General features: G+C 68.2%; 29 protein-coding genes and 1 tRNA gene. 18 read left to right on the top strand and 12 right to left on the bottom strand.

Annotated features, from left to right (window positions below; genetic code table 11):
• The first annotated feature begins 2 nt into the window (after positions 1-2).
• Positions 3-869 (top strand): hypothetical protein, encoded by an 867-nt coding sequence (locus CLT71_RS19910; RefSeq protein WP_101368428.1) that lies wholly within the window; start codon positions 3-5, stop codon positions 867-869.
• Between the two features lie 73 nt (positions 870-942).
• On the top strand, positions 943-1,794 hold the full coding sequence (locus CLT71_RS19905) for a regulatory iron-sulfur-containing complex subunit RicT (RefSeq protein ID WP_101368427.1): 852 nt from the start codon (positions 943-945) through the stop codon (positions 1,792-1,794).
• 83 nt (positions 1,795-1,877) lie between these two features.
• On the opposite strand, the gene CLT71_RS19900 is transcribed toward CLT71_RS19905, so the two are convergent.
• Together CLT71_RS19900 and CLT71_RS19895 are read right to left on the bottom strand one after the other, a co-directional pair.
• Complete coding sequence (locus CLT71_RS19900; RefSeq protein ID WP_101368426.1) at positions 1,878-2,735, bottom strand: prenyltransferase/squalene oxidase repeat-containing protein; 858 nt, start codon at positions 2,733-2,735, stop codon at positions 1,878-1,880.
• Positions 2,736-2,744: 9 nt separating this feature from the next.
• Positions 2,745-3,464, bottom strand: a complete 720-nt coding sequence (locus CLT71_RS19895; RefSeq protein ID WP_101368425.1) for a helix-turn-helix domain-containing protein — start codon at positions 3,462-3,464, stop codon at positions 2,745-2,747.
• Between the two features lie 198 nt (positions 3,465-3,662).
• On the opposite strand from CLT71_RS19895, the gene CLT71_RS19890 reads away from it, so the two are divergent.
• Complete coding sequence (locus CLT71_RS19890) at positions 3,663-4,340, top strand: hypothetical protein (protein WP_486483360.1); 678 nt, start codon at positions 3,663-3,665, stop codon at positions 4,338-4,340.
• Between the two features lie 207 nt (positions 4,341-4,547).
• On the opposite strand, the gene CLT71_RS19885 is transcribed toward CLT71_RS19890, so the two are convergent.
• The 3 genes from CLT71_RS19885 to CLT71_RS19875 are packed head-to-tail and all read right to left on the bottom strand — an operon-like array spanning position 4,548 to position 6,761.
• Complete coding sequence (locus CLT71_RS19885; RefSeq protein WP_101368424.1) at positions 4,548-4,952, bottom strand: ester cyclase; 405 nt, start codon at positions 4,950-4,952, stop codon at positions 4,548-4,550.
• Positions 4,953-5,005: 53 nt separating this feature from the next.
• Complete coding sequence (locus CLT71_RS19880) at positions 5,006-6,136, bottom strand: Gfo/Idh/MocA family protein (protein ID WP_101371617.1); 1,131 nt, start codon at positions 6,134-6,136, stop codon at positions 5,006-5,008.
• A gap of 19 nt (positions 6,137-6,155) precedes the next feature.
• Positions 6,156-6,761: a TetR/AcrR family transcriptional regulator gene (locus CLT71_RS19875; RefSeq protein ID WP_101368423.1), complete on the bottom strand. Its 606-nt coding sequence runs from the start codon at positions 6,759-6,761 to the stop codon at positions 6,156-6,158.
• Between the two features lie 165 nt (positions 6,762-6,926).
• Here CLT71_RS19875 and CLT71_RS19870 point away from each other — a divergent pair, with 165 nt between their 5' ends.
• The 3 genes from CLT71_RS19870 to CLT71_RS19860 all read left to right on the top strand — a co-directional run bounded on the left by CLT71_RS19870 (position 6,927) and on the right by CLT71_RS19860 (position 9,139).
• On the top strand, positions 6,927-7,169 hold the full coding sequence (locus CLT71_RS19870; protein WP_199187658.1) for an aldo/keto reductase: 243 nt from the start codon (positions 6,927-6,929) through the stop codon (positions 7,167-7,169).
• Positions 7,170-7,247: 78 nt separating this feature from the next.
• Entirely contained in the window at positions 7,248-8,366 is a 1,119-nt protein-coding gene (locus CLT71_RS19865; protein ID WP_486482994.1) for an IS630 family transposase, read from the top strand.
• Between the two features lie 20 nt (positions 8,367-8,386).
• Positions 8,387-9,139: an aldo-keto reductase family protein gene (locus tag CLT71_RS19860; RefSeq protein ID WP_486483359.1), complete on the top strand. Its 753-nt coding sequence runs from the start codon at positions 8,387-8,389 to the stop codon at positions 9,137-9,139.
• Positions 9,140-9,635: 496 nt separating this feature from the next.
• On the opposite strand, the gene ybiA is transcribed toward CLT71_RS19860, so the two are convergent.
• Entirely contained in the window at positions 9,636-10,202 is a 567-nt protein-coding gene (gene ybiA / locus CLT71_RS19855; protein WP_486483358.1) for a riboflavin biosynthesis intermediates N-glycosidase, read from the bottom strand.
• 372 nt (positions 10,203-10,574) lie between these two features.
• Here ybiA and CLT71_RS19850 point away from each other — a divergent pair, with 372 nt between their 5' ends.
• Positions 10,575-11,900 carry a hypothetical protein gene (locus tag CLT71_RS19850; RefSeq protein WP_486483357.1) on the top strand — a complete coding sequence of 442 codons (1,326 nt, stop codon included), beginning with the start codon at positions 10,575-10,577 and terminating at the stop codon, positions 11,898-11,900.
• 4 nt (positions 11,901-11,904) lie between these two features.
• Positions 11,905-12,513: a hypothetical protein gene (locus CLT71_RS19845; RefSeq protein WP_101368422.1), complete on the top strand. Its 609-nt coding sequence runs from the start codon at positions 11,905-11,907 to the stop codon at positions 12,511-12,513.
• Positions 12,514-12,701: 188 nt separating this feature from the next.
• Here the strand turns inward: CLT71_RS19845 and CLT71_RS19840 are convergent, their stop codons facing one another.
• Positions 12,702-12,959 carry a flavin reductase gene (locus tag CLT71_RS19840; RefSeq protein WP_101368421.1) on the bottom strand — a complete coding sequence of 86 codons (258 nt, stop codon included), beginning with the start codon at positions 12,957-12,959 and terminating at the stop codon, positions 12,702-12,704.
• Between the two features lie 603 nt (positions 12,960-13,562).
• Here CLT71_RS19840 and CLT71_RS19835 point away from each other — a divergent pair.
• From CLT71_RS19835 to CLT71_RS19825, 3 genes are all read left to right on the top strand, one after another.
• A complete protein-coding gene (locus tag CLT71_RS19835) occupies positions 13,563-14,348 on the top strand; it encodes a Scr1 family TA system antitoxin-like transcriptional regulator (RefSeq protein WP_158242266.1) in 786 nt (261 codons plus the stop codon).
• Complete coding sequence (locus tag CLT71_RS19830; protein WP_101368419.1) at positions 14,345-14,536, top strand: DUF397 domain-containing protein; 192 nt, start codon at positions 14,345-14,347, stop codon at positions 14,534-14,536. The genes CLT71_RS19835 and CLT71_RS19830 overlap by 4 nt, the downstream gene beginning before the upstream one ends.
• Positions 14,537-14,624: 88 nt before the next feature.
• On the top strand, positions 14,625-14,816 hold the full coding sequence (locus CLT71_RS19825; RefSeq protein ID WP_101368418.1) for a DUF397 domain-containing protein: 192 nt from the start codon (positions 14,625-14,627) through the stop codon (positions 14,814-14,816).
• A 411-nt stretch (positions 14,817-15,227) separates the two neighbouring features.
• Here the strand turns inward: CLT71_RS19825 and CLT71_RS19820 are convergent, their stop codons facing one another.
• Positions 15,228-16,952 (bottom strand): metallophosphoesterase family protein, encoded by a 1,725-nt coding sequence (locus CLT71_RS19820; protein WP_101368417.1) that lies wholly within the window; start codon positions 16,950-16,952, stop codon positions 15,228-15,230.
• A gap of 165 nt (positions 16,953-17,117) precedes the next feature.
• On the opposite strand from CLT71_RS19820, the gene CLT71_RS19815 reads away from it, so the two are divergent.
• Positions 17,118-17,191, top strand: a tRNA-Thr gene (locus tag CLT71_RS19815).
• Positions 17,192-17,208: 17 nt separating this feature from the next.
• On the opposite strand, the gene CLT71_RS19810 is transcribed toward CLT71_RS19815, so the two are convergent.
• Positions 17,209-17,439, bottom strand: a complete 231-nt coding sequence (locus CLT71_RS19810) for a hypothetical protein (protein ID WP_101368416.1) — start codon at positions 17,437-17,439, stop codon at positions 17,209-17,211.
• Positions 17,440-18,155: 716 nt separating this feature from the next.
• Positions 18,156-19,316, bottom strand: a complete 1,161-nt coding sequence (locus CLT71_RS19805; protein WP_199187657.1) for an MFS transporter — start codon at positions 19,314-19,316, stop codon at positions 18,156-18,158.
• Positions 19,317-19,395: 79 nt separating this feature from the next.
• Here CLT71_RS19805 and CLT71_RS19800 point away from each other — a divergent pair, with 79 nt between their 5' ends.
• Positions 19,396-19,830, top strand: coding sequence for a MarR family transcriptional regulator (locus CLT71_RS19800; RefSeq protein WP_101368415.1), 435 nt, complete (start codon positions 19,396-19,398; stop codon positions 19,828-19,830).
• A 282-nt stretch (positions 19,831-20,112) separates the two neighbouring features.
• Here CLT71_RS19800 and CLT71_RS19795 read toward each other — a convergent pair whose 3' ends face one another.
• Both CLT71_RS19795 and CLT71_RS19790 read right to left on the bottom strand, forming a co-directional pair.
• Entirely contained in the window at positions 20,113-21,147 is a 1,035-nt protein-coding gene (locus CLT71_RS19795) for a questin oxidase family protein (protein ID WP_101368414.1), read from the bottom strand.
• A 64-nt stretch (positions 21,148-21,211) separates the two neighbouring features.
• A complete protein-coding gene (locus tag CLT71_RS19790; RefSeq protein WP_101371612.1) occupies positions 21,212-21,805 on the bottom strand; it encodes a TetR/AcrR family transcriptional regulator in 594 nt (197 codons plus the stop codon).
• Positions 21,806-21,971: 166 nt separating this feature from the next.
• Between CLT71_RS19790 and CLT71_RS19785 the strand changes: the two genes are divergently transcribed.
• From CLT71_RS19785 to CLT71_RS19765, 5 genes are all read left to right on the top strand, one after another.
• Positions 21,972-23,441, top strand: coding sequence for an MFS transporter (locus CLT71_RS19785; RefSeq protein ID WP_101368413.1), 1,470 nt, complete (start codon positions 21,972-21,974; stop codon positions 23,439-23,441).
• Between the two features lie 138 nt (positions 23,442-23,579).
• A complete protein-coding gene (locus CLT71_RS19780) occupies positions 23,580-24,062 on the top strand; it encodes a MarR family transcriptional regulator (protein ID WP_199187656.1) in 483 nt (160 codons plus the stop codon).
• An 87-nt stretch (positions 24,063-24,149) separates the two neighbouring features.
• A complete protein-coding gene (locus tag CLT71_RS19775; RefSeq protein WP_486483356.1) occupies positions 24,150-24,758 on the top strand; it encodes a DsbA family oxidoreductase in 609 nt (202 codons plus the stop codon).
• A complete protein-coding gene (locus CLT71_RS19770; protein ID WP_101368412.1) occupies positions 24,755-25,279 on the top strand; it encodes a nucleoside deaminase in 525 nt (174 codons plus the stop codon). Before CLT71_RS19775 ends, CLT71_RS19770 begins: the two co-directional genes overlap by 4 nt.
• Entirely contained in the window at positions 25,276-25,596 is a 321-nt protein-coding gene (locus tag CLT71_RS19765; protein ID WP_101368411.1) for an SMR family transporter, read from the top strand. The genes CLT71_RS19770 and CLT71_RS19765 overlap by 4 nt, the downstream gene beginning before the upstream one ends.
• Positions 25,597-25,638 lie beyond the last annotated feature (42 nt).

Here is a 25,638-nt window from a genome sequence, read left to right as displayed (position 1 = left end):
CCATGCCGAGTGGAGAGCACGAGTCGCCGATCGCGTTGGCCAGGCTGGACCCGGGCCTGGTGACCTGGCTGCTGACGAACCTGTTCGACGTGAAGGTGCCCGACTACCACCACGCCCGACCCCAGCCCACCGATGTCCGGGTGCTGGTTCCGCGCACCTACCATGCCGACGGCATGCTGCTGTTCTGCGACGCGGCCGACAAACCGGTGCTCGCGGTGGTGCTGGAGGTCCAGCGTGGCTGGGATTCCCGCAAGCGGTGGACATGGAAGCTGTATGTGGCTCAGCTGGAGGCCGAGCTGACGGTCAACGCCGCGCTTGTCGTCTACTGCCCCGACCCCGCGATCGCCCGTCGATACCGGGGCATGTTCGAGTTCGAAGGGCTCAGCCTTCCGCTGCGGCCGTTCATCTTCACGCCCCGCGATGTGCCGCTGGTCATCGACGTGGGGCTGGCCCGGGCCAACCCGGCGCTGGCGGTGTTCTCGGTGATCTGTCACGGCGGGGCCGCAGACGTGGACGCCGTCTTTCCGGCGCTGGCGGAGGCGCTGCGAACCCTCGGCCCGAAAAAGGCAATCTCGTACTATGACATAGTGCTGGCAGGGCTGCCGCAGGCGCCCCGGGCACGTTGGGAGGCTTTTATGAGCACCACCGTCGGCTCCGAGTTCCGGAGCGAGCTGCTGCGCGAGGTCAACGCTCACGGAGAGGCCCGTGGGGAAGGTCAAGCGGTGCTGACCGTACTCGACACCCGAGGCGTACCCGTTCCAGACGCTGTCCGCGAGCAGATCCTTTCGTGCACGGACCTGGCGCAACTCGACACCTGGCTACGCCGCTCCGTCACCGCCGCCACCGCCGAGGATGTCGTAAACGGATAGTTCGACGGCGCGGCTGAGTCGTCGCATCTCCGGGCGGCTCGGCGCAGACTCGGATCCGTCGTAGGGTGAGCGCATGGGCATGCTGTGCGCCGTCAGCTTCAACCGTTACGGCCGCCTCTACTACCTCGACCCGGGCGAGCTGCGGCCGGCGGTCGGCGACCGGGTGCTGGTCCCCACCGACGAGGGGACCGAGGTGGCCGAGTGCGTCTGGGCCGCGCAGTGGGTCTCCGACGACACCAGCGGCTTTCCTCGGCTGGCCGGGCTGGCCGACGAGGAGGACCTGCGCCGCGACGAGATGCTGCGCAAACGGAAGGCCGAGGCGAAGGTCGCCGCGAAGCGGCTGATCCGGGAACACGGACTGCCGATGAAGGTGGTCGCCGTCGACCACATCATCGAGTCGACGCCGGCCGGAGGGTCGAGCGGGTCCCGGACCACCATCTACTTCACCGCGCCGCACCGGGTCGACTTCCGGTCGCTGGTCCGCGACTTGGGCGCCACCCTGCACTGCCGGGTCGAGCTGCGTCAGCTCTCCGCCCGGGACTCGGCACGGGTGCAGGGGGGCATCGGCTCCTGCGGGCGCGACCTCTGCTGTGCCACCTTCCTGAACGACTTCGAGCCGGTGACCATCCGGATGGCGAAGGACCAGGAGTTGCCGCTCAACCCGCTGCGCATCTCCGGCGCCTGCGGCCGGCTGATGTGCTGCCTGAAATACGAGCATCCGCTCTACGCCGACAGCGGCAGCTATCCGAGCCCCGGGCAGCGGGTCGAGACGCCGGCGGGCCAGGCGAAGGTCGTGTCCCGGCACGTCCCGAGCGAGACGGTGACCGTGCGGCAGCTCTCCGACGGCTCGGTCAGCCGGTGTGCCCTGTCCGAGGTGTGCGGGCCACGCCGGGCCTACGACTCGCGCCCTGCGACGGCCGAGTAGGCCGTACTGCGGCAACCGGTCCGGCAGTAGCCGTCCCTACCGGACCTGCCGGAGTCCACGATCTGCCGGGAGTCCGCGTGTCATCATCCGGCGCGTCCATGTGCAGCGAGGGTGGCGAGGGCGCGCAGTGTCACGGCGCCGCGCCACTCCACGCGCTGCCCCGGGGACCAGTCGAGCCAGTCGAACATCCAGCCGCCGTCCGCGTGCTGTTCCTCCTCGAGCTGGTCCAGCTCTGCCTGGATGTGCTCCTCGGTGAACAGAGTCCGGCTGCGCAGGCCCGGGCGTGGTGAGAGCACGAGGGCGGTGAGGCGCTCATCCTCGGTGCCACCAGGAACGGGAATCGTGCCATCGGCCCCGATCCTGGGCCGGAGCGACTCGATCGCGGCGCGGGCGCGGTCCTCGTCCGATTCGTGGTCGAGGAAGTCGAGGGCGAACTTGACCCAGTAGGCGTCGAGGTCGTCGGGCTTGTCGATCCGGGACCAACTCCAGGATCTCGCGACATCCAGCCAGGGGGTCTGGACGCCGGCCCGGGTCAGGACGGACACGACTCCGAACGTGATGAACGAACCGTCCGGGTTGGGAGTCATCCACGGTGCGTGCGGATATTCGGCCGCACTGGGGAGGACGAAGGGCAGGGCCCCGTCGGCTCGGGCGATCCGGGCCGCCCAGCTCGCAGCCTGGGTGACCATGGGGTCGCCCAGAGCGCCGACCTCAGCGAGTACCTCCAGTGCGTGCAGAGTGGCGGTCGGCTGACTCGCCGGGTCCCGGACGTCGGGTTCCAGGGCATGACCGAAGCCATGGTCGGGGTTCTGATACGCGCGCAGCGCGGTGAGAACCGGTTCCACCGAGGCGTCGTGGAGTAGCACCGCGAGCCGGTGCCGGTCCAGCACGCGGGCGGTGTTGTGGATGAACTGTTCGGCAGCTGCGATGTCGGCGGGCACGGGCCCACGCTAGGCGGATGCGCCGCCGAGTTCTTCCAGAAATCGGACCGGCGTCATACCGGTGAGCCGCCGTACCTCGTCGTTCATGTGCGCCTGGCTGGCATAGCCCGCCAGGAGTGCTCTGCCTGACAGGTCAGGGGCGGGTAGCCGCACGAACCGGCGGAGCCGGCCGACGCGGGCCAGCATCTTCGGTCCGTACCCCACCGCCGCCACCGTCCGCCGGTGCAGCTGCCGTTCGCTGACCCCCAACTCTGCCGCCACCGCCGCGACCCGAGCATGCGGACGCGCCAGACACGGTGCCGCTGCCTGGACCAGCGGATCGGGGGTGGCGCCGCGAGAGGACACCGCCTTGAGCAGGTGACGACCTCGACATTGGGTGGGTACTCCGGCGAGCGTCTCGGCGAGCCGTACCGCCTCCTGACCCCACAGGTCGGCGGCATCGACCTGGCGGTCGCGCAGCTCCGCGGCGTGCCAGCCCAGCACGGCACCCGCAGCGCCGGGACGGAGGCGGACCCCCGCCACCTCGGCGTTCGGCGGCAGGTCAGCCAGCCGCGGACCAGTATCACCACCCGCGACCGTCAACTCCCCGTCGCCGAACCAGATCAGATCGAGGCAGCCGTCGGGCACTACCAGCTGGCTGTGCCGATGGCTGACGCGCTGCTCCCAGACGCATGCCACGAGCGAGGCCGCCGGCCCGGAGACCACGTCCTCCCGGTACTGCGAGGTCACAACCTCACCCTACGGAACAAGATGCCGGGCCTCGCGAGGCGCGGGAGCAGCCCCGGCGATGACAGTCGAACGAACGATCATGCCGCCGAGCGGAAGCCTGGCCCTGGCAGCAGAAGCCGCCAGAGAACCGCATGACGTTGTGAAGGTGATCGACGCCGAGGTGCGCGGTCGGAGGCAGTGGCGTACGCCTGCGGGACGATGTTCTCGATCGGTTATGTTGCCGGCGTGGATATTCAGGTGCTGGAGGGTGCGCTCGTCGAGGTGCCGACGGTCGACGTCACAGGCATGGATCGGCGTGCGTTCGGCGAGTTCGTGGGGCCGCGTGGTGAGCTGGCCTCGTACGCGTTCGGCTGGACCACCGGCTCGGACCCGCACGTCGCCCGCCTGTCCGTTGGAATCGGTGCGGGCAATCCTGGCGGTGGCACGTTCCACGCCGTCATCTTCGCGCACGAGGATGGTCACGCGTTTTCGCTCACCGACGAGCCGTTCGAGCGGGTCCCGCAGGGCGGTCCGGACCTGACCGCAGACCAGTCGCGCGTCCACGAGGACCTGCCGTTCGTCTGGTGGGTCACCGACCAAGTCATGCAACACGATCGGCGAGCCTGGTGGATGCGGCACTGGCTGCTGGGTACCACCTGTATCCAGACCCCTGAGGTCTTCGAACGCCACGAGCCTGTTCTGCTGATCAGTCACGACGCGGACGACGGAGTCTGGCAGCTGATCGGAGCCACTGACGCGGTCGACAACACCGGCAAACTCGGGCACCTACACCATGCCGTCGACGGGGACCCCAGCCTGATCGACGTTCTTGACCTGCGGCCAGGGCGCAGCGCGGCACGGGCGGGCGTCGGGCAACCCTGGACCGTCGACGTCTAACCCGCTCCGACCGTGATCCGTGTGGAAGAAGTGGTCTCTCGTCAGGGTGCCCACGCTGCCGTACTCATGTGCCGCAGGACACGCGCGTCGCCAGCCTGTCTGCGAACGACGCAGCGTGATGACCCAGCAAGCGTGTGGTGTGCGCTCATGGGCCACGGTCACAGGTCAATGAAACAAGTAGCCGATGACAGCGCACCGGAATTGGAGCTAGCCGTGCTCTCGGGCGGTCAGCTGACGGAAAATCGCGGCCGAGTCGTGCAGGTTTGTCATGTGGATAAACCTGCCGTCACGGACCTTGTAGATGGCATACTCGGTGATTTTGAATGAGGCGCCGGACGGCTTGACGCCGAGCCATTCCTTGGCTGGGGTGCCGGTGTTCGTCAAGCGGACGGCGATCCCGTCGCGGTCGAACAGCATCTCCTCGACCTCCCAATGGATGTCCGGAACCGCGTCGACAATGCCCTTCAGGACTTCCACGACAGCGTCTCGGGTGCTCGGCTCGCCGCTGAGCAGGACTTCCTCGGAGACAAACTCGTCCATGCCGTCGAACTCGTGAGCGTTGAGTGCCGCTATGTATCGCATGTACCACTCGCGTGCACCACTATCGACCATCGATCCCGCTCCTTCGTGTTCCGTTTCATGGGTGTGTTTCAGTGGCTTGCTCGTCAATGGCCCGCAAGGCGCACCCGTCGTCCTTCAGCGGCCGACCGGCCGATCGCGTCCAGGAGCCGGTGTCGTTTGACGGCGTGGGTGAAATCCGGGGCGGTCGTGGTGCCGTCGACCAGGTCGTTCCGGATCGCCGCGTACGCGTGCGCCAGGGTGTGAATCGGGGTTCCGGCCAAATGGGGATAGTTGTCGTATCCGTCGGGCAGGGTCAGTTCCGTGAGTTGGGCCCGACCTCGTGCGCCGCGTATCGTGACGGGACCGAGGTGCGGATACCCGTTGGCGGAGGTGACCTCGAGGGTTCCCTCGGTGCCGTCGATGAGCAGGGAGAATCCAGGTCCCGACAGCGTTCCGCCACGGTGGTGGATGGAGAGAATCGCTCCACCGGGCAATGTGCCGGAGACGGCGATCTGGTCCTCGGCGGTCATCGAAACCGTCTGACCGGTGCGACCGAGAGGAACGTAAGGGCGCCGGGTCGCTGTCGAAGCGGTCACGTCTTGCAGTTCGCCGACGACCATCGATACAAGGTCGATGGCGTGCCCGAAAGCGATGGTGAGCATCGTGGCCCCGAGCGTGCGGTCGAGGGTGTATCGCATCCGCTCGGAGATCGGGGTTCCCCATTCGATCGACGAGGCCAGCACCGTCGCGGACAACATCTCGCCTAGGTATCCGTCGGCGACGAGGTCGGCCAGCCAACGGAAGCTAGGCGAGGAACGTCCTTGAAGACCGATGAAATTACGTGTCCCGCAGGTAGCGGCTTCCATCTCCCTGGCCTCGGCCAGATCGACGGCGAACGGCCACTCGGTCAGTACCGGCACTCCCGCGTGCAGCACGGGCAGCGTAAGTTCACGATGGCGGGGAACCTTGACCGCGATGACCACAAGGTCGACGTTCTCGTCCTCCGCGAGCTGCTCGACCGATGCGTATTCGGGCACCCCGAACGTGGCGCCGGCGGCGGTGGCCGATGCGGGTGAGCTTGTCGCCAGAGCTGTGAGGGCCATGCCGTCGATTGCCGACAGCGCGGGCAAATGCGCCCCGGCCGCCCACCCTCCCGCCGCGCTTAGCCCGACGATTCCGACGCCGACCGGGCGTCTCGCGTCTGGCGGCTTGGTCGCGATCCCGGGTCCGTCCATCACTTCTTCCCCTTTCGCGCTACGTCGGCCACGCGAGCAGCGCTGTGTCGACGATCTCGTCGAGTTCGTCGGCCCTCAGCCCGTTCGCGGCTTGGACGGCGATGCCGAACGCGGTCGTCATGATGAAGCGGGCGAGGCGCCCTGGGTCGGCGTCACGCGATAGATCACCCTCCTCGATGGCACGCCGGAAGCGCTCCTCCAGTCGGACGCCCGCATCGTTGCGCCAGTCGACGAGCGTGTCGTGCGCGGGCCGGCTCTGCTCGGTCAGCGCCAGCGCGCCCTGAACGGACAGGCACCCGGTGGGGCAGCCAGGGGATGTCGTGGTCCGGACGCATCCACGCAGGAACGCCTCGGCCACGGAGCGTGCGGTTGGCTCTCGCAAGGCGCGAGTCGCGTAGGAGGCCGGGCCCTCGGCGTAGCGCTCCACGGACTTGCGGAAGAGCTGCTCCTTGTTGCCGAACGCGGCATACATGCTCGACTTGGTGATTCCCATGGCGCCGGTCAGGTCGGTGAGGCTCGTGCCGTCGTATCCCCGCGCCCAGAACACCTGCATGGCGCGCTCCAGCGCCTCGTCGATGTCGAACTCCCGGGGGCGGCCGAACGCCGTGCTCCGGGAACCACTCATGGGGGCATCCTCCTCGAGTCGGGCCCGATAGCGGCCGGCCGATGGCTTGGTCAGCTGGTTCTCTGCTCACACGGACTTTACTACCGACCGGTCCATATGTGCTAGCGTTCTGGACCGATCGGAACTTAAAGCGGTCGGACTCACGTCAAGGAAGAGGACCACCAGATGAGAACCACGTCGTTCGGCGGGCTGAAGATCTCCCGCATCGGGTTGGGCGCCATGGGAATGTCAGCCTTCTATACCGGAGCCGGCCGGCTCGACGATCAGTCGATCCGCACGATCCGGCACGCCCTGGACTTGGGCGTCACCCACGTTGACACCGCTGAGGCTTACGGCCCTTACACCAATGAGGAGCTGGTGGGGCGCGCCGTCAAGGGGCGCCGGGACGCGGTCGTGCTAGTGCCGTGACCACGAACGTTCACGGTGTTGCATGACACGCCGTGGGGCCTGTCGGCTGGGCGGCGTCGGGGCGGTCAGGCTGTAGCGGTGGCAGATCCTGTACGCGTGCGGCGGCTGAGTGATCAGGAAGGTCAGCAGCTGCTCAGAATCACCCGCCGGGGTACCGGTTCCCCGATCCGACTGCGACGGGCGATGGTCGTGCTCGCCTCGGCCGGTGGGAACACGGTGCCGGCGATCGCCCGCCTCGTCCAGGCCGATGAGGACACGATCCGGCAGGTCATCCACCGGTTCAACGAGATGGGGATGGCCTGCCTGGACCCTCAGTGGGCGGGTGGCCGTCCCCGCCAGATCAGTCCTGACGAGGAACAGTTCATCGTCGAGACGGCCAATACCCGCCCCGAGAAGCTGGGACGCCCGTTCACCCGCTGGAGCGTACGCAAGCTCGCCGAGCACCTGAGCTCGGGTACCGCCCGCCGGATCCGTATCGGTCGAGAACGGCTGCGGCAGATTCTGCACCAGCACAAGATCACCTTTCAACGGACGAAGACGTGGAAGGAGTCCACCGACCCTGACCGGGACGTCAAGCTCGCCCGGATCGAGTACGTGAGCAGCCGCTTCCCGCAGCGAGTGTTCGCGTTCGACGAGTTCGGGCCTCTGGTGATCCGGCCGCAGGCCGGTGCTGGTTGGGCTCCGGCAGGGCATCCCCACCGGCTGCCCGCGAACTATCACAAGCTGCACGGGGTCCGGCAGTTCCACGGCTGCTACTCCGTTGGTGACGACCAGCTCTGGGGCGTCGTCCGGCGGCGCAAGAGCGCGGCGAACACCCTCGCCGCGCTCAAGTCGATCCGCGCCGCCCGCCCGGACGGTGCACCGATCTACGTGATCCTGGACAACTTGTCGGCTCACAAGGGCTCGAAGATCCGCAGGTGGGCGGCCCGCAACAAGGTCGAGCTGTGCTTCACTCCGACCTACGCCTCCTGGGCCAACCCGATCGAGGCCCAGTTCGGGCCGCTACGCACCTTCGTCATCGCCGGCTCGAACCACCCCAACCACCCCGCACTGACCCGAAAGCTGCAGGCATACCTGCGCTGGCGCAACGCCAACGCCCGCCACCCCGACGTCCTGGCCGCCCAACGCCGCGAACGCGCCCGCGTCCGCAGCGAACGACAACGACGCTGGGGCCAACCCGCCACCCGAGCAGCCTGACCCCAACACCCCGAACGTTCGTGGTCACGGCACTAGCCACCAAGTTCGGTCTCGTCTCGCACACCGGCCGGCCGAGCTCGGACAGTACCCCAGCTAACATCCGGCTCGCGGTGGAGGGATCGCTTCGACGCCTCGGAACTGACTACATCGACCTCTACTACCAGCACCGCGTGGACCAGGACACCCCGATCGAGGAAACCGTCGGAGCGCTGGCCGAACTGGTGGCGCAGGGCAAGATCCGCTACGTCGGCCTGTCGGAGGCCGGGACCGCGACGATCCGGCGGGCGCATGCCGTTCATCCGATCGCCGCGGTGCAGTCGGAGTACTCGTTGTGGGCCCGCGATCCCGAGGCGGAGGTTCTGCCGGTCCTGCGCGAACTGGGGATAGGCCTGGTGCCGTACTCCCCGCTCGGCCGCGGATTCCTCACCGGCAACATCCGCACGCTGGATGATCTCGACGCCGACGACTGGCGCCGCACCAACCCACGCTTCGCCGGCGGCAATCTGGAACGCAATATGCGCATCGTCGACGAGGTCCGCGCCGTCGCCGCCGAAGCCGGAGCAACACCCGCACAGGTCGCCCTTGCCTGGTTGCTCGCCCAAGGTGACGACATCGTGCCCATCCCCGGCACCACGCGCATCGACCGGCTGGAAGAGAATGCCGCCGCTGACCGCGTCCAACTCACGGACAGGCACGTGGCCCGGTTGAACAACCTGGCGTCGGCCTCCGGCGACCGCTACGACGAAGCCAACATGGCCGCCATCGACCTCTGAACCGATTGCGAACTCGGACCCCGGGCCTTCTGATAGACGAAGTGCAGACTGCGCTGAGGCGCAGCACTGACCAGCTCGCTCGGCCAACGGCAGCTGGAGATTCCGCCGTCCGGAAGACGCCCAACCAAGGTTCGCTGCGCCCCTCGGGAAGGTGCCACGGCCGACCGTCAGCGGCCGGCCGTGGTCCGGTCAAACAACGAACTTTCACGAGCGTTACGTCATGTCCGGTCAGCGCGGTGAGCAGGTCCGTAACACGCCGACGCTCGCTGCGCGTAGGAGCCAGCAACAGAACCACTGGCGGGAAGAAGTGAGACTCGGCCAGTTCACCGAACGTCGCGCGCGCCCTGCCAGAAAGGGTCGACGACTCTGGCGATCTCGGCCTGCCGATCCTCGTCGAAATCCCAGCAGGCACGCTGACTGCCCGCACGGAACTTCCGGCGAACCGTCACAGCCGCCCCAGGATCTGCCGCGGACAGCGCGTTCGCGATGGTCGCGCTCAGTGCTGTCGCCGCTGTCGGCGGCCCTGGGTGTTGGCGTTCTGGGTGAGGTCGAGGCGTAGTTGGGTGCGGGTGCGCATCAAGATCCGTCCGAGCATGTTCTTGCCCGTGCCGCTCCGGCCGCGTCCCCAGTAGTGGTCGGTGCTGGTGTCCTCGATGATCTCCTCGTCGCCGGTGTCCAACAGGATGACGCGGATGTCGGCGTGGGCGGTGAACTTGGCCGTCACGGCCCGGCGCATCACGTCGTCTTTGACCCGTTCCCAGTCGCGGCGCAGTGGCCGGGACCGGTCGCGGCCCAGCTCGGCGGCCCGCAGCGGGGTCGCCGTCCGCCGGATGAGTTCGGCGTGGCGGGTACCGGGGAACTTCTGGGCCTGGAAATAGTGCTCGGAGGTCGTCCACCAGTGGCCGTCGAGGTCGAAGCCGTGGCCGGAGAAGTTGGAGAAGCAGCCGTACGGAGCCTCGTCGGCACCGTAGAAGTAGATCGTCATCTGGGCCTCGGAGCGGGGGTCGGGGATCTGCACCGTGTCACAGGCATCGACAAAGCGGCAACCGAGTTCGCTGGCCACCCATCTGGACCTGCCGCAGAGCATGCGCGTCGCCGGACTGCCTGCGGACAACGCAGCGTGATGACCCAGCAAGCGTGTGGTGTGCGCTCATGTCGATGACCGGATGCTGATGGGTCGTGCGGTGGCGCTAGCCTTCGTTGCGTGATCGGGGATGCGTCGACGGGACGTACGCCGTCCTCAGCTCCGCTGTTGCGCGGCCTGGCCCGGAATCCGACGACACCGGTGGATGCGCTACTCCAACTGATTCGGGTGTGGCCGGAGCAGGCCTGCGACGGGCTACGGCACCGGGCCCGGTTACCGATGCCGGTGCAGGATGCGATGGCACGCCATCCGTCCCGCCTGGTTCGTATCACGCTGGCCGAACATCCCACAGTGGCGGCGCGAACCCGCGCTCGGCTGTTGGACGACCCGGAGTGGCCGGTGTGGACTCGGGCGTTCGGGCGTCCCGAACAGGAGCCCCTCCCCGACGAGGTGCTGGTCCGGTTGCTGACCATGCTCGACGAGCCACCTGCCGACGTACCGTTGAGCAGCACCGAGCTGATCATCGAGCTGTTCCACGCGATGCGCTATGAGCGGCGTCTGTTCCTGCTGGCTGCCGGACATCCGCGGCCAGGGATTCGCCGCTTCGCTGCTGGCTCTCCCGCCTGGTTGGACGATTCGTCGAGGGAAGCACTGTTGCGGGACCCGGTTCCCGAGGTCCGAGCCGCACTGGTGAATGCCCAGGCGGACGAGCGGCGGATCATGCAGCCCGCCGACCTGCCCCCCAGACCCGGCCACGCGATGTGGCGGGTTCTGCAGCAGCCCCTCTCCCGAGCCCTGGTCGACCAGGTACTGGCCAGCGGCGACGTGGACGCCCTGTACTTCGTCGCCACCAACCCGTCGGCCCCGCCCGACGTCGTCGAGACGCTAGTCGGCCACCCCGACGCCCAGGTCCGCCAGAGAGTCGCCACCCGGCCCGACCTGTCCAGCGAGCAGTTGCTCAGGCTCGCCGCCGACCCGATGGTCGAGGTACGTACCGCCGTCTCCATCCATCCCGGCCTCAGCGAATCGCAGCGTGCCGGCATCAACATCGACATCACCACGGCGACAGGTGACGGGCACTACGGCACCAGGGACGGATGCGACGCCCTGGTCCACCACCTCATGGACGAGTCGTTACCACCACTGACCGATGCGCTGCGGTGGGCGAGTTCGGTCAACCCGCTACTGCGTCGCCGCGCGGCTCGCCACCCGGGGCTGCCGGCGCACCTGGTCACCGCCCTTGCCGAGGACAGCGACCTCGGCACCAGGATGCTGCTCGCCCTGAACCACCCCGAGGCGCCGCCGCCGCTGTTGGTGCGCTGCTTCGTCGAGTACGACGGCTGTGGCCGGGAGCGCCTCAGCTCGTTGCCGCATTTCCCCGTCGTGGGACTCGCCCGATTCGCTCCTCACCCCGATTCGGCGGTACGACGCCTGGTCGCCCTCGACCCACACGCTGACCCGCTACTCGTCGACGCCATGACCAACGATCCGGAAATCGTTGTACGTCAGGCGATGGCAAGCTGCCCGCGCCTTCCACCCGCACGGATCGTGGCATTATTCGAAGACAGCGAGCTGGCCGAATACGCCGCAGCCAACCCGGCCCTGCCAGTTCAACGACTGCTCCAGATTCTGCACAGCCACCTGCGCCGTCAGGAGAGTGGTCGTCTGCCATCATGACCGAATGTTCGAACCGGGGTCGCGATCCAAGCAGGTGAGCCTCTTCATGCTGCCTGCGGACGAGTCAGCGTTCGACGATGCGCTGGCACCCGTGATCGCCGACCTCGCGCGATGGGAGACCCACGACCAGCGAGCCCGGACCATCAGGCCGCACGACTCGTTGCCGGCTGCGCTGCACCACGACCGTACGCAGGCGTTCCTGCGACTGCTCGGCCGTGACGGCGGCACCGTGGGACCTCTTATCCAGTATCTGCACACCTCGGTGGTGACCACGGACGAGGCTGTGCTCGCCGCCACCGGAGGTCGGTACCGGGCGACGGCGCAACGGCCCGAAGCGATGTCGCCGGGCCGGCTGGCGTTCAAATGGTTCCCCGAGGACGAGGCTGACTGTGTGCGGCGGGACTTCGTCGTGCTGGTCGACGCGGCATGGAAGGCATTGCATGCGGTCACGTCGCCGCACATCGAAATTGCCGACGGCAGACCCTCACGGCGGTACCGGATCGGCCCGGCGGCGAAGGCGTGGGCGCTCGACCGACCGGACCTCCTTCTGCACGACCACGCGTTACGCCTGAGGATCCGTCCGGCCCGCCGCGTCCCTGACATGGGCACGTAGGGCGGCTGTCGAAGCGGTGCTGGTCCCGGAACGCCGAGACCCCCGGCCGGGGGGAGGGCCGGGGGTCTCGCGGGCGGTCACCGCTGCAACGGTTTCCGCCACCCCGGCACCGCTGGACCGGCGTGCCAGGGCTGGATGGGTGATGAGGCGAGTCAGGCGGTGAAGCCCGTCACGGGTGATGCGGCCGGTCACCTCTGGCGGCGGGGGACCCAGTAGAGGATCTGCGCGGCGACCAGCGCCGGATGCGTGTCCGGCATGGCTTGTAGCGCGCGGGTGAGGTGCGCGCCGAGGTACATCATCAGGCCGACCCGATCGCCCTTGAAGCCGATCAAGAGAGCCAGGCGGGCCGGCGCGCAGGGCCAGGGGTCGGTGCAGGTCTGGCAGCGGTACTCCCGGGCCGGGAGGTGCCGGCCGGCCGGGTAGCGACGCTGGGCGAGCCGTCGCATGTGTCGGTACCAGCGTTCCTGTGGCCCGATCACGGCTAAGTCCGGCCGACTCGCCCGGTTGGGGCGGACCGCCGTTCGCCGTAGCGGCCCCGGTAGGTCTGGGCTGGTGTCAGGGCGCCGACCCGGCCGATCTGGTGCCGTCCGGACGGCGAGTTCCAGAGCGGATACCTGATATCCGCGCCCTGTGGCGTCCAGCGCGGGGCCGGTGGCGGCGGGACACTCGGACTGCGATAGACAATTCTGGGTACGGGCGACGACGCCGCCATACCGGCCCGGTACTCCGCTTCGGTCATCGGCCGGACATAGGGCTGGAACGGTTTCGGGTCCCGCTCCGGGGAATCGGGGCAGATCCAGCGATGCCCGCACCGGCAGTACAGCCAGAGCCGCCGCCAGTCTCGTCGGTGTCGTCCACGCCTTTCAAGCGCCATTGGCATCGCCTCTCTCGTATTGAATCTTGAAGCGGAATCCTCGTTTTTCCAGCGGGCTCCTGTCTCCTTCCGCCTGCCATCCACTCTGGACGAGAGACCCAGGGTGGTGAAAGATTGACGGCGCGCATCAATGAACAGTCCGAGTTCGAGAATCAGTGAGAAGGATCGAGAAGACATGAGTCAGAATGGTGTACCGCGAATCCTGAAGTTCCTACGTGCGATCAACGGTGGGATGACGCAAGAGCAGGTCGCCGAGCGCCTGCGCGTCAGCGCGTCGTTGATCGCCAAGTTCGAGACCGCCCGGCTGGTGCCGATGCCGGACACAGCCAGGCAGCTTGACAACCTCTTTGGTAGCGGGGACCTGGTGCAGGGTGCGGCAGCCGACGCGCGGAAGGCCGCGCCTCCCGAGTGGTTCCGAGCCTGGCCGGACCTTGAGCGTGAGGCAACCGCGCTCCGATGGCACGAGTCAGCGATCATTCCTGGTCTGTTGCAGACCGAGGCGTACGCGCGGGAGATCCTCACCAGCGGTCTGCTGACCGAGGCACAGGCTGAGGAACACACATCACTCAGACTTGAGCGCCAGGCAGCGGTTTTCGATCGAGCGGATCCTCCGGTCTGTCAGTTCACGATCGACCAGAACGCACTTGGACAGCGCGGCGACCGGACGGTTCTCAAGGAACAGTTGCACCACCTCGTGGAGATGGGCGATCGCAGCCGGTTGTTCCTGCATGTGATCCCTTACTCTGCCGGGCATTACCCGGGCGAGAACGGGCCGTTCATGCTCGCAAGTCTCTCCAACGAAACGACTGTGGGATATGTCGACGATCAGGTGGAGGGTCGGTTGATCACCGAGCCAGGACGTGTTGCCGCCCTCGAACGCTCCTGGCAGGCTGTAACCGCGGTCGCCCTGCCGCGCGGCCAATCCCGAGACCTGATCATGAAGTTGGTGAACGAGCTATGAGCACCGTTGGCCCGACTTGGCGCAAGAGCACCCGAAGCAACTCGAACGGGTCGGCCTGCGTGGAGGTGGCTGACAATCTTGCGGATCGCGTACTCGTCCGGGACAGCAAGGACCCGGACGGGCCGGTCCTGACCTTCGGCCCTGCGCGGTGGCGCAGTTTCGTCAGCCTGGCGAAGCGGCCCGCCTGACGCCGCTTGCTGGATCGGCGGTGGGAAGGTTTTAGTGGCCTCGCGCTGCCGTGTGGCCAGTCCAGAGACCTGATCCTGAGGATGATCGATGAGTACAGCTGAGCCGATCTGGCGGAAGTCCAGTCGTAGCAGTTCAAACGGTGGAGCATGCGTCGAGGTGGCCGACAACCTTCCTGGCCGCGTACTCGTCCGGGACAGCAAGGACCCGGACGGGCCGGCCCTGACCTTCGGCCCTGCGCCGTGGCAGCGTTTTCTCGGCCTGACGAGGTCGCAGGGCTGACCATCCGCCGCAACCGTTTTTGTCCCCCTGGTCCCGGCACCTGCCGGATGCGCCGGACGTCAGGAAATCGCCTGCCCGGGTATCCCGGGGCGGACGGCCGGGTGGAGGTGGTTGGTACGCGGGACTGTCGAGCTGGGTGCGCAGACGGGGCGCGGGGAACAGGTGTTGCCGGACGGCTGGCGGTAACGCGCTGTGCCGCCGGTGGTGGCGTCATGGTGTGCGGGCCGGCCGCCCACTGGGGATCGGGGGCCGACAGCCCGGGACGATGGGCGCGCAAGCGGGGCAGCTCGACAGTCCGGAGTGGACTACACCGACCCCGACAGCATCCACCCCGACAGCACCCGACCCGATGTCAGACCCCCTCCTCCCACCCTCGTCGCCGTCGGGCGGGATGGGAAGGGACGGGACGGGTCAGCGAAGCGTGAACGGAGCCTCGGCGAGCCGGTACGCCAGCGGCTGCTCCGGGGTCAGCCAGGCGTCGTCCGGGCCACCGTCCGGCGCGGCCTGCCAGCGCCGGCAGATCCGGTCCACCGCCACCGGATAGCCGGTGAGGGTACCGTCGGCGGCGATGTGCAGCCGGAGGAAGCACTTCGCGTCCTCGATGCCCTGGCCAGCGAATAGCTCGTTGAGATTGACCCCGAACGAGCCGGCGACCAGCAGATACAGCGCGGTGAGCTGGGTGCCGACCAGCCCGGCGATCGGACCGTAGACCACCGCCGCCGCAGCCACCGACAGCGGCCATGGCCAGGCGTGGAAGAAGAGCTGGAGCCAGATCCAGGTGCCGGCGGCGGCCAGCCCGACGTGCGCGAAGCCGTGACAGAGGCCGAGGATCCAGTGCCGGGCGTGCCGCTTGCCGCTCGCACTGGGCGGCTTGGCGAAGAAGACCGCCCCGATCAGCGTGATGACGAGCATGATGGCCAGCGGAATGCTGAACAGCCGCTGGGCCGCCGCCTCCGAACGCGGGGCCACCACGCCGGCCATGGCCAGCATCAGCAGCGTGTGCAGGCCGCCGAGCAGGGTGGCGAAGCCCGGGTTGCGCAGCGGGAGCCGGCCGAAGATGCCCCAGCCGTACCGCCGGGAGCGGGCGGCGTCCGGATAGCGGCCGGCCAGCTCATACGACTGGCTGACGCTGGCCCGCCGGACCAGGGTGTCCTTCGGCGGCACCTCGATGCGGCGCGGCAGCTTGTGGGTGGGGTAGAGGTAGGCGCCGCCACCACCACAGGTCACCAGGTCGCGGTCCGGTCCGGTGTACCGCGCGTAGTGGTGCAGGTCGCCGGAGAGCAGCAGCCGCACCTGGGCGCCGGTCGGCGCGATCACGGTACGGATGAAATAGTCGATGGTGTCGTACTCCTGGGGTCTGTCGACGGCCTTCACCCAGGACGGCTCCGGCACGGCGATGATCACCCGTGACTCGGGGGTGAGCTGCTTCGCCGCCTCCTCGAAGTAGCGCAGTTGCGGGTCGTCGAGGTAGACCCCGGACTGCCCGTCCAGCCCGAACAGCCACCAGCCGGCCGGCAACTCGACGGCGAAGTAGGAGCGGCTCTGCGGGGTACGCCAGCCGCCGACGTTGTCGTCCCGGGAGCGGACGAAGAGCCGGAGGAAGGCGGTCAGCCCGTCGTACCAGTCGTGGTTGCCGGGGACGGCGTAGAGCACCGGAGCCGGGCCGTCGGCCGGCGGCTGCGGCATGGCCGCCTGGTAGGGGCCCTTGCACCTGTTCTCGTACGCCTCGCCACTCGCCGTCGGATAGACCTGGTCGCCGCCCATCAGCAGCATCTGGCCACGCGGCAGGCGGTGCCCGTCGAGCTCCAACTCCGGGCGGGTCAGCAGGTAGGCGACCGAGTAGGTGGCGTTGAACCCGTCGCCCAGGTCGGCGACGAAATCCAGCCAAAGATCGCCGTCCGGGCCGACCTGCCGGGTGACGGTGCCGGGCAGCGAGTTCTGTAACTCCCGCTTGTCCAGGTACGCCCCGAAGAGCAGCGCCAGCAGGGTACGCAGCCCGGTGCTGATCAGCAGGAACGGCGCCAGCCACGGCACCGGGCGCTGTGGGGTGAAACCGAGTTCGCGCGGATCGAGGCTGCCCGGCCGGGGTGGGGCCGCCGGCTGCGCCGGGATCGGCGGCGCCTGGTGATCGGTCATCGACGAAAGCCTAGTCGGGGCGCCGAGCGCACCACTGTCCGCCTGCCTGCCGACCGTTCCGGGGCGGTGCCGGGTTTGCGCCCAGCTGAGCTGTCCTGTCCCGGTACCGCCGCCGGGAAACCCCCGAGCCGGGCCTGCGCTCGGTGTCGTACACTTGCCGACGTTGCCGCCTTAGCTCAGTCGGTCAGAGCGACGCACTCGTAATGCGTAGGTCGACGGTTCGATTCCGTCAGGCGGCTCGGTGCAGAAGCCCAGGTCATCGGCCTGGGCTTCGCCGTTTCCCAAGGTCCACGACACCGCAGCCGGACGTGCCAGTCCGCAGATAGTCCGCATCCCGCGCCGCCACCGCTTCGTCCAGCCGGTTGGCAACCGCGTCCAGGTCGTCACCGAACAGCCCGGCGTACACGTCCAGCGTCATCTCGTCAGCCGGAAAGCGTGCCGCCAGCTCACCACGGATCAGCGTCTCGACGGCGGGCAGCAGATGCACCCGCGGACCGCCTGCGGCAGGCGTTTCGGGCATCACGACCGGTTGAGCACGCTCTTCCAATCTGAAGGTTCGATGCCTAGCTGGCGATGCACCACGGGATCATCGTCGTACCGGCCTGCTACGGTGCGCCGCAGTTGGCCGGTCAGAGCAACCCCATGTGGGACAGCGCGGCTACGGGGGGCGGGCACTGGTAGGTCCCCGGAGTGATCCCGGGACTGAATATGGGACACCGCGACCCGCCCCCCGCCACGAGCCGAGGTGAGCGGTCCGCATCCAGTCCGCAAGAGGTCGACGGACGGCGGGGGAGTGGTGCGAGATGTCGAGAGGCGTTCCCGCTGCTAGACCCCCACGCGCCCAGGTCGCCGGAGCTGGAAATTTGATCTCGTAATGCGTAGGTCGACGGTTCGATTCCGTCAGGCGGCTCAGAGAGGGGTCCTGACCAGCAGAAATGCCGGTCAGGGCCGCATGTTTATCTATATGATTTTTGAATCAGTCCCCGCCCCCCAAAACGTCTGTCGGCGACCACGTTCGACATGTCGGCTGGTGGGGCGCCGCTGGCGTGCAGGGCTACGCGCTCGGTGCGGGTCCGTGACCTCGGCGTCCAGGCCCGTTGGCCGCCTGACTTGTGGGGCTTCTTCGACGCACGGCCGGCTGCGCTGCCTCCGTCGCGTACTGCGGACGGGATCGACGTACGGTGCCGTCTACCGGGAGCCGGATCACACCGTGCTGAGGGCGGGCTCCCGATCCCGTCGGTAGGAGTAGAGGGCGATGCCCAGTCCGGCCACGGTGAGCGCCGCGCCGACCAGGTAGATCGACGAGAGCCCGAGCTGGCTGTCGATCACCCTTCCACCGAGCCAACCGGCGAACGCGGCGGCGACCTGGAACCCGGAGGCGTTGACTGCCACCGCGAGTGTCGGCGCCACGGTGGCGGTGGAGAGCACCCGCGTCTGCATGCCGGGGATGATGGCGAAGCCCAGCGCGCCGAGAAGGAAGAGGAGAACCATCATCACCGGCTGGACCCCGCTGACGAACCAGGACAGCGCCAGCGTGCCGGCAAGGGCAGCGAGCAGACCGATGAGCGACGGCATCAGGGCCTTGTCCGACAGCCACCCGCCCACAAAGTTTCCGACAACCGCCCCGGCGCCGTAGACCAGGAGCAGCGCGGGGATGGTGCCGGCCGCGAACCCGCTGACGTCGGTGAGCAGCGGCGCGACGTAGCTGAAGACGGTGATCAGCCCGACGTTGCCCATCGCGGTGAGGGCGATGGCGAGTTGCACGTTGCGGTTGGCCAACACCCGGAGTTCGCCGAGGATCGACCCGGTGGCGGTGGCCGGCTGCGCGGGGAGGAACCGGAGGACCAGCAGAGCGGCGACGATGCTCACCGCCGCCACCGCGGCGAAGGTCGACCGCCAGCCGAAGTTCTGACCGATGACGGTCCCTACCGGGGTGCCGAGAATGATGCCGAGATTCATCCCCAGGGCCACCTTGGCGATCGTGGACGCCGCCTTGCCCGGCTCCGCCATGGAGACCGTGGTGGCGATCGCCACGGCGAAGAACGTGGCGACGACCGAGCCGGCGACGAAGCGCGCAGCCAGGAGAACCCCGTAGTTCGGGGCCAGTGTGGACCCCAGGTTGCCGAGCACCGAGACGGCCACGAGCGCCATGATCAGCCGCTTTCTGGCAGTCCGGGCGGTCAGCACGGTGACCACGGGTCCACCGACGATCATGCCGACGGCGTACGCCGTGATCAGCAGCCCGGCTGCGGCGATCGACACCGAGAGGTCAGCGGCCACGTCCGGCAGGATGCCAGCGATCACGAACTCGCCAGTCGTGAGACTGAAGACGACCAGCATGAGGGCGAAGACAGGCAGCGGCACGAGGCGCTCCTACGAGTCTAGTTCGAATAATACGAACTAGAACTATAATAGCTCGAAGTAGGCGCGCTAGACTTGGGGCATGGCAGCGCATCTGGATGGGCAGGTGGACACCCAGATCGACCGGGACGTGTGCAAGCTCGTCCACGAGTTCGCGCACCGGCTCGACGTCCATGTGCGCCGCGTTGCCGACGCGGTGGGCATCACTGCGTCTCAGGTCGTCGCGCTCCGCGAGCTGTCCGAGCCGATCACCGCGCGGACGCTCGCCTCCCGGATGTCCTGCGAGCCGTCGAACGCGACCTTCGTCCTCGACCGGCTGGAGCAGCAGGGCCTCGTCCAGCGTCAACCGCACCCCACGGACCGACGGGCCAAGCAGATCGTGCTGACGCCCGACGGCCACCGGGTCCGGGCCAACGTGCTCCGGCGCCTGCACGACGCGTCCCCGCTGACCCGCCTCACCACCGACCAGCAGGATTCCCTCCGCCAGCTGCTGCAGAAGCTGGTCGAGCAGGCGTAGGGCGGCCCCTGGCTCCGCCGCACCGGGCCCGTTGACGGGCGCCGGCTCCGCCGACGTCGGGTCGGGGCGCCCACGAGGACCGTCAGCGACCGAGTCGACAGCGGGCGCCCCGCTTCCACCTCACTGTCCGACGCTGACACGGCCCGGGGACCGGCGAGGCCGGGCGGACGACCCTCCGGCACGGACGCCGGCGACGGTCACCTCCAGTTCAGAAGCGCTGCCAGCCGCCCCGACGAGGGAATCCACTGTTCGTACCTGGCGCGGGCGAGAGGCAGGAGAGGGTCAGAGCGCGGCGATCTGCTCGATGGATTGGGCGGCGATGGCAGGCAAGGTCGGATCTCCGGACCGGGCGTAGGTATCGCTCACGCTGTCGACGAACTTGATTGCGTGCGCCTCAGGGATGTTCGCTGCACGCAGCATGATCTCGTCAAGGCTCTGGCGGGTGTCGGCGTGCGGGGTGGGCTGTCCGTCGGCCGGGGCGTAGGCGGCGGTAACCGCGGCTGTTGCCGCCCAGGCCGCGTCGAGGCTCGACTTCCAGAGCGTTGGCGGTAGAGCCGGCAGGGCACGAAGGACTGCGTTCGGCGCGGTCGCAGCATGCACGAGCATGACAGGGCGGGCGTACCCGTGTGTGCCGTGCCGGAAGACTGCGGCATCGACGATGGCCGCGAGCCGGGTGGGCACGTCGTCACTGTTGCTGCCGGGTACTGCGCCGGCTGTTTCCGGCCACCGGGTCAGGTCTGCCAGTTGAGCGAGGCGGGCCCGGATGCCGAACCGCTGGTCGGGTACGCGAGGTACCGCGTCGAGCGCGGCCCGGGCGTCGGTCGAGGAGTACGGCCCGGCACCGGGCGGTGCGAGTGGTTGCCACCGGGCAGCCCAATATGCCAGCCCTTGACCAAGTTCGGCGACGCGCGGTTCGGTTTCCTCGTCGAGTAGCGCGCGTATCGCGTGGCCGACCCGGATCACCCCGTGGGTCGCGCCTGCGGCGATGCCAGGCAGGAGGCGCGGCCACCACCGGATCAACACGTCCCGCCAGGGTTCACCGGCCAGTTCACGGTCGAAGTAGTTCAGCCAGTCGCCCGTACGAACCGGATCGCCGAGCGGGTCACGCCACTCATCCCGTGCGATGGTCTCGATACCCCGAGGTCGCTCTTCCAGTTCGTCCGCGTAGGCGTCGATCCATCGATGAACGGCCCGATGGTGACCGTGATGCACCATTGCCTCCACCGCCATCGGGGCGTGGTTGGACAGCCAACCGTCCCGCTCCGGGCCGGTATGACGCAACCGTTCGTACGCTTCGTCAAGGACCGAATCCGTCATATGAACGAGTCTTCAACTTGAAGCTGGGTTGAAGTCAACCAGAGCGGTGTGGTGGAGGCCCCCCTCAGGCGGGCCAGGAGGCGAGCGCGATGTCGACGATGCCGTGCAACTGCTCCCGGCTCGCCCCGTCGCGGGCCTGGATGGAGAGTCCGTACAACACCGAGTGGTAGTAGCCGGCCAGCAGCCCCGGGTCGACCTTCTCGTCCAACTCACCCGAGGCCACGGCTCGGGCGAACCGGTCCCGCAGCGCCGACTCGTCGCGGCGGCGGAGGTCGGCGACGAATTCCTGCACGGGATCGTTGGCCTCGGTGCAGTTGATCGCCGACAGCACGACCATGCATCCGCCCGGCATGCTGGGGTCGGTGAAGCGGTCGGCGCTCTCGCGCAGCATTGTCTCCACGACCGTCCGTGCGGTCCCGCCGCCGGTCAACGCGCGTCGGGCGATCGAGCCCTCGGTCTCGCCGTAGAGCTCGACTGCGGAACGGAACAGGGTCTGCTTGTCGCCGAACGCGGCGTACAGGCTCGGCGGGTTGATCCCCATCTGGGTGGCCAGGAAGTTGACCGAGGTCGCCTCGTACCCCCGCTCCCAGAACGCCCGCATCGCCAGCCGCAGGCCCTGTTCCCGGTCGAAGGCACGCGGCCTGCCCCGTGTCGCCACCGAACCCACCTCCCGTCGCCCCTTCTTGACCCTAGACGGTGCCGAAGCTAGCCTTTTATTTAGCGAGCGCTATAAAAATAGCTCCGACGGCTTCGTGCCGACCAGGGATCCGGCGAGGGCCGGGTGCGGCCGCTCACGGCCTGCGCATCGACGAGGGGGAAGTGGCATGCCAGGTTCGAGTGAGACGCTCCCGGATCTCGACGCCGAGACCGCGCCGCCGGCCCGGCCGGAGCTTCCGTCCTGGGGCTTCCGGGTCTGGGCGATGCTCATCGTGGTGTGTGGCGCGTTCATGCTGGACGCGCTGGACAACATCATGATCGGCATCGCCACCCCGCCCATCCAGGCGGAGTTCGGCATCTCGAACACCACCCTCCAGTGGGTCGTCAGCGCCTACGTCCTGGGCTTCGGCGGCTTCCTGCTCCTCGGCGGCCGGCTCGCCGACCTGGTGGGCAGACGCCGGGTCTTCCTGGTCGGTGTGGCGGTGTTCGCCGTCGGCTCGCTGCTCGGCGGGCTGGCCGACAGTGGGACGTTGGTCATCGTCGGCCGTTTCGTGATGGGCGTCGGTGCCGCCTTCACCGCGCCGGCAGCCCTGTCGATCATCATCACCTCTTTCCCCGCCGGTGCGCAGCGCAACAAGGCCCTGGGCATCTACACCGCCTGCGGGGCGGTCGGCTACTCGACCGGAGTCGTCGTCGGTGGTCTGCTCACCGAACTCGGCTGGCGGTGGGTGTTCCTGCTGCCCGTACCGATAGTGGTGGCGGCCTTCGTCGGCGCGTTGCTGCTGGTCCCGGCCGACCCCGCGTTGGTCAGGGGCCGCCGGTACGACGTGGCGGGCGCGGTGACCAGTACCGCTGCGATGCTGCTGCTGGTGTTCGCCATCGTGCAGGCGCCCGAGTCCGGCCTCCTCGCCCCGCGTACGGCGGGTGCCTTCCTCGCCGCCGTGGCGCTGCTCGTCGCCTTCGTGATGATCGAACTCCGGATACCGGAACCGCTGCTGCGGCTCGGGCTGCTGCGGGTCGGGTCACTGGTCGGGGCCAGCCTCGTCGCGGCCTCCATCCTCGGCACCTACATGAGCTTCCAGTTCATCGGCGGGCTCTACCTCCAGTCGTTCCTCGGATGGTCGCCGCTACAGATGGGCCTGGCGTTCCTCCCCGTCGGCCTGCTCATCATGGCCATCGCGCCCCGGGCGGGGACGCTGATCGGCAGGTTCGGCGTACCCGGCATGATCTTCCTCGGCTTCGTCGCCTACACGCTGTCCTACGTGTTGTTCCTGCGCATCGGGGAGACCACGTCCTACCTGTGGGTCGTCCTCCCCAGCGTCGTGCTGATCGGCATTGCCTTCCCGTTCTCGTTCCCCGCCGCGAACGTGCTCGCGACCTCGGAGGTCTCCGACGAGGAACAGGGCGTTGCCGCCGGCATCCTGCAGACCGGTTACCAGGTCGGCGCGGCCATCGTGCTCGCCATCGTCGCCGCCGTCTCCGCCACGGGCCACGGGGGTGGCGAGGAGCTCAAGAACCTGGACTACTACCGGAACGCGGTCTGGGTCATTCTCGCCATCTCAGCGTTCACGACCGTCCTCACCGCCGTTCCCGTCATCCGCGCCGTGATCCGACGCCGACGCTCCCAGCGTGGTTGACCCTCCCGGCGACCTCCACCGGGTGACCACTCCGCGCCGGTCCGGCGGTGCGTGTCGGCCTTCGGGGTGGTCGGGATCACCTCTACCTCGCCTGGCGAGCGTGCTTGTCACGGCTGCGGACCGTGGTAATTTAACTGCATGCACATGCAGACACCTGGGGCGGAGCCCGGACCTGCCGGCAGGCTCAGTGCGGCCTGGTCCCAGGTCGCCACGTTCGCGTCGGCGGTGGACGCCGGTCTGGGCAAGTGGCTGCTGGATGGCTACAGCGTCGGGCTCACGGAGTACCGGGCACTGGAGTACCTCGCCCAGGCTCCCGACAACGAGCTGCGGGTGAACGACCTCGCCCAGCGGGTCGGCTTGAACCAGAGTTCCGCCACGCGGCTGGTGAGTCGTCTGGAGGCGAAGGGGCTGACCCGGCGCGACCTCTGCCCCAATGACGGGCGCGGGGTCTACGCCGTCATCACCGAACAGGGAGAGGCCCTGATCCGCCAGGTGCGCGGTCGTTACGAGGAACGGGTCGGCGAACTCCTCGGTGAGGTGGCGGCGAGCTACCCCGAGCCCGACGCGAACCGGCTTGCCCGGACCCTGCGGGAGATCGGCGACCTCGTCCACTCCCGGTGACCATCCGCTGGTGGGGATGCAGGACCATCTTCAACGCCGAAATATGCATGTACATGCAGTATATTGATCCGAGAGGAGGGTGTGCAGGTGAACACCACGGTTGAGGTGTTCGTGGACTACGTGTGCCCGTACTGCTTCCTGGTCGAGGGCGCGGTTGCGGAGTTGCAGCGCGAACGTGACGTGACGATCGTCATCCAGCCGTTCGAGTTGCGACCCGATCCGGTGCCGACGTTGCGGCCGGAGGACGACTATCTGCCACGAGTCTGGAACGCGTCCGTCTACCCGATGGCGCGGCGGCTGGGCGTGGACATCGCCCTGCCCTCGGTATCTCCGCAGCCGCGTACCGCCAAGGCGTTCCTGGCCCTACAGCTGGCAAAGGAACACGGCGTCGCACGGGAGTACTCGTCGACGGTGTTCCGGGCGTTCTTCCAGCACGACCGCGACATCGGCGAGGACGAGGTGATCGTCGAGATCGCCACCTCGGTTGGCCTCGACCGGGCCGAGGTGGAACGTGCGCTGGCGAGTACCGAGCGGCGCGCCCGCCACCTCGCCGATCAGCGGTACGCGGCCGAATCGGTGGGCGTGACCGCTGTCCCCAGTTTCCGCATCGGCGGCCGACTCTATTCCGGGGTGCTGGACGCGGATCGGCTGAAGGAAGCCGTCGATGCTGCGGCCGGTCGGGAGCTGCTGCCATGAATTCGACCGACGCCGCGCTGGCGCGGCTCATGGCGGACGCCGTGGAGTTCAGTATCCGGCATGTCGAGGCCGGCGGCCTGCCGTTCGTGGGTGTGCTGATCGACGATGACGGTTACGTGTCGGCGCCAGGTGTCAATCTCGTGCAGGAAACGGGAGACCCGACCGCCCATGCCGAGATCGTCGCCATGCGGGCCGCGCTGCGCGATCGCGGAGGCGACGACCTGACGGGCACCTGGCTGCTGGCGACAGGCGAGCCGTGCGGTCTCTGCTACCGCTTCGCCCTCGATCACCGGGTAGGGCGCGCCTACGTCGCCGTCGACAGCGACACCGTCGCGGAGCACGGCTTCGACTACCGCGGCAGCTACCCCGCGTTCCGGATCGACCGTTCAACCATGCCCCTCGTCGTACGTCGCCTGCCGGTCGCACGGGCACTGGAGCCGTTCGAGCGCTTCCGTTCTCTCGGACAGGCCGGCACGCGCACCCCCGCTACCTCGGCAAAGAACCTGAAAGGAAAATCATGAGCTGGCTCTACCTGGGCATCGCCGTGCTCTTCGAGATCACGGTGGCCCTGTCGGCAAGCAAGGCGAAGGGCTTCACCCATCAGCGGTGGACCATGGCGACTCTGCTCAGCGGCGCGATCGCGACCTTCTTCCTCAGCTTGGCGCTCCTGACCTTCGACGTGGGGGTCGGTTATGCGATCTGGACCTCGGTGGCCGGCGTCGGAATCGTCATTGTCGGCGCGCTCTTCCTCGGACAGCGCCTGAACGGGAAGAAGCTCCTCGGCATCCTCATCGTCATCGCTGGCGTCGTCGGGCTGCAACTCAGTGGGGCAGCGTGACGACCAGCCGGCTCCCCACCACCAGCCACCCGCTCTTCCCCG

The organism is Plantactinospora sp. CNZ320, assembly GCF_002846275.1.
Note: the sequence above shows the minus strand (reverse complement) of the source record. Positions and strands in the feature narration are given on the sequence as shown.

Excerpts from the sequence above, each read along its gene's own strand:
- CLT71_RS19825 (WP_101368418.1), top strand. The coding sequence starts at position 14,625 with ATGAGTACAGCTGAGCCGATCTGGCGGAAGTCCAGTCGTAGCAGTTCA.
- CLT71_RS19890 (WP_486483360.1), top strand. The coding sequence starts at position 3,663 with ATGTTCTCGATCGGTTATGTTGCCGGCGTGGATATTCAGGTGCTGGAG.
- CLT71_RS19800 (WP_101368415.1), top strand. The coding sequence starts at position 19,396 with ATGGCAGCGCATCTGGATGGGCAGGTGGACACCCAGATCGACCGGGAC.
- CLT71_RS19795 (WP_101368414.1), bottom strand. The coding sequence starts at position 21,147 with ATGACGGATTCGGTCCTTGACGAAGCGTACGAACGGTTGCGTCATACC.
- CLT71_RS19880 (WP_101371617.1), bottom strand. The coding sequence starts at position 6,136 with ATGGACGGACCCGGGATCGCGACCAAGCCGCCAGACGCGAGACGCCCG.
- CLT71_RS19870 (WP_199187658.1), top strand. The coding sequence starts at position 6,927 with ATGAGAACCACGTCGTTCGGCGGGCTGAAGATCTCCCGCATCGGGTTG.
- CLT71_RS19910 (WP_101368428.1), top strand. The coding sequence starts at position 3 with ATGCCGAGTGGAGAGCACGAGTCGCCGATCGCGTTGGCCAGGCTGGAC.
- CLT71_RS19845 (WP_101368422.1), top strand. The coding sequence starts at position 11,905 with ATGTTCGAACCGGGGTCGCGATCCAAGCAGGTGAGCCTCTTCATGCTG.
- CLT71_RS19835 (WP_158242266.1), top strand. The coding sequence starts at position 13,563 with ATGAGTCAGAATGGTGTACCGCGAATCCTGAAGTTCCTACGTGCGATC.
- CLT71_RS19830 (WP_101368419.1), top strand. The coding sequence starts at position 14,345 with ATGAGCACCGTTGGCCCGACTTGGCGCAAGAGCACCCGAAGCAACTCG.
- CLT71_RS19785 (WP_101368413.1), top strand. The coding sequence starts at position 21,972 with ATGCCAGGTTCGAGTGAGACGCTCCCGGATCTCGACGCCGAGACCGCG.
- CLT71_RS19820 (WP_101368417.1), bottom strand. The coding sequence starts at position 16,952 with ATGACCGATCACCAGGCGCCGCCGATCCCGGCGCAGCCGGCGGCCCCA.
- CLT71_RS19765 (WP_101368411.1), top strand. The coding sequence starts at position 25,276 with ATGAGCTGGCTCTACCTGGGCATCGCCGTGCTCTTCGAGATCACGGTG.
- CLT71_RS19840 (WP_101368421.1), bottom strand. The coding sequence starts at position 12,959 with ATGCGACGGCTCGCCCAGCGTCGCTACCCGGCCGGCCGGCACCTCCCG.
- CLT71_RS19885 (WP_101368424.1), bottom strand. The coding sequence starts at position 4,952 with ATGGTCGATAGTGGTGCACGCGAGTGGTACATGCGATACATAGCGGCA.
- CLT71_RS19905 (WP_101368427.1), top strand. The coding sequence starts at position 943 with ATGGGCATGCTGTGCGCCGTCAGCTTCAACCGTTACGGCCGCCTCTAC.
- CLT71_RS19770 (WP_101368412.1), top strand. The coding sequence starts at position 24,755 with ATGAATTCGACCGACGCCGCGCTGGCGCGGCTCATGGCGGACGCCGTG.
- CLT71_RS19875 (WP_101368423.1), bottom strand. The coding sequence starts at position 6,761 with ATGAGTGGTTCCCGGAGCACGGCGTTCGGCCGCCCCCGGGAGTTCGAC.
- CLT71_RS19780 (WP_199187656.1), top strand. The coding sequence starts at position 23,580 with ATGCACATGCAGACACCTGGGGCGGAGCCCGGACCTGCCGGCAGGCTC.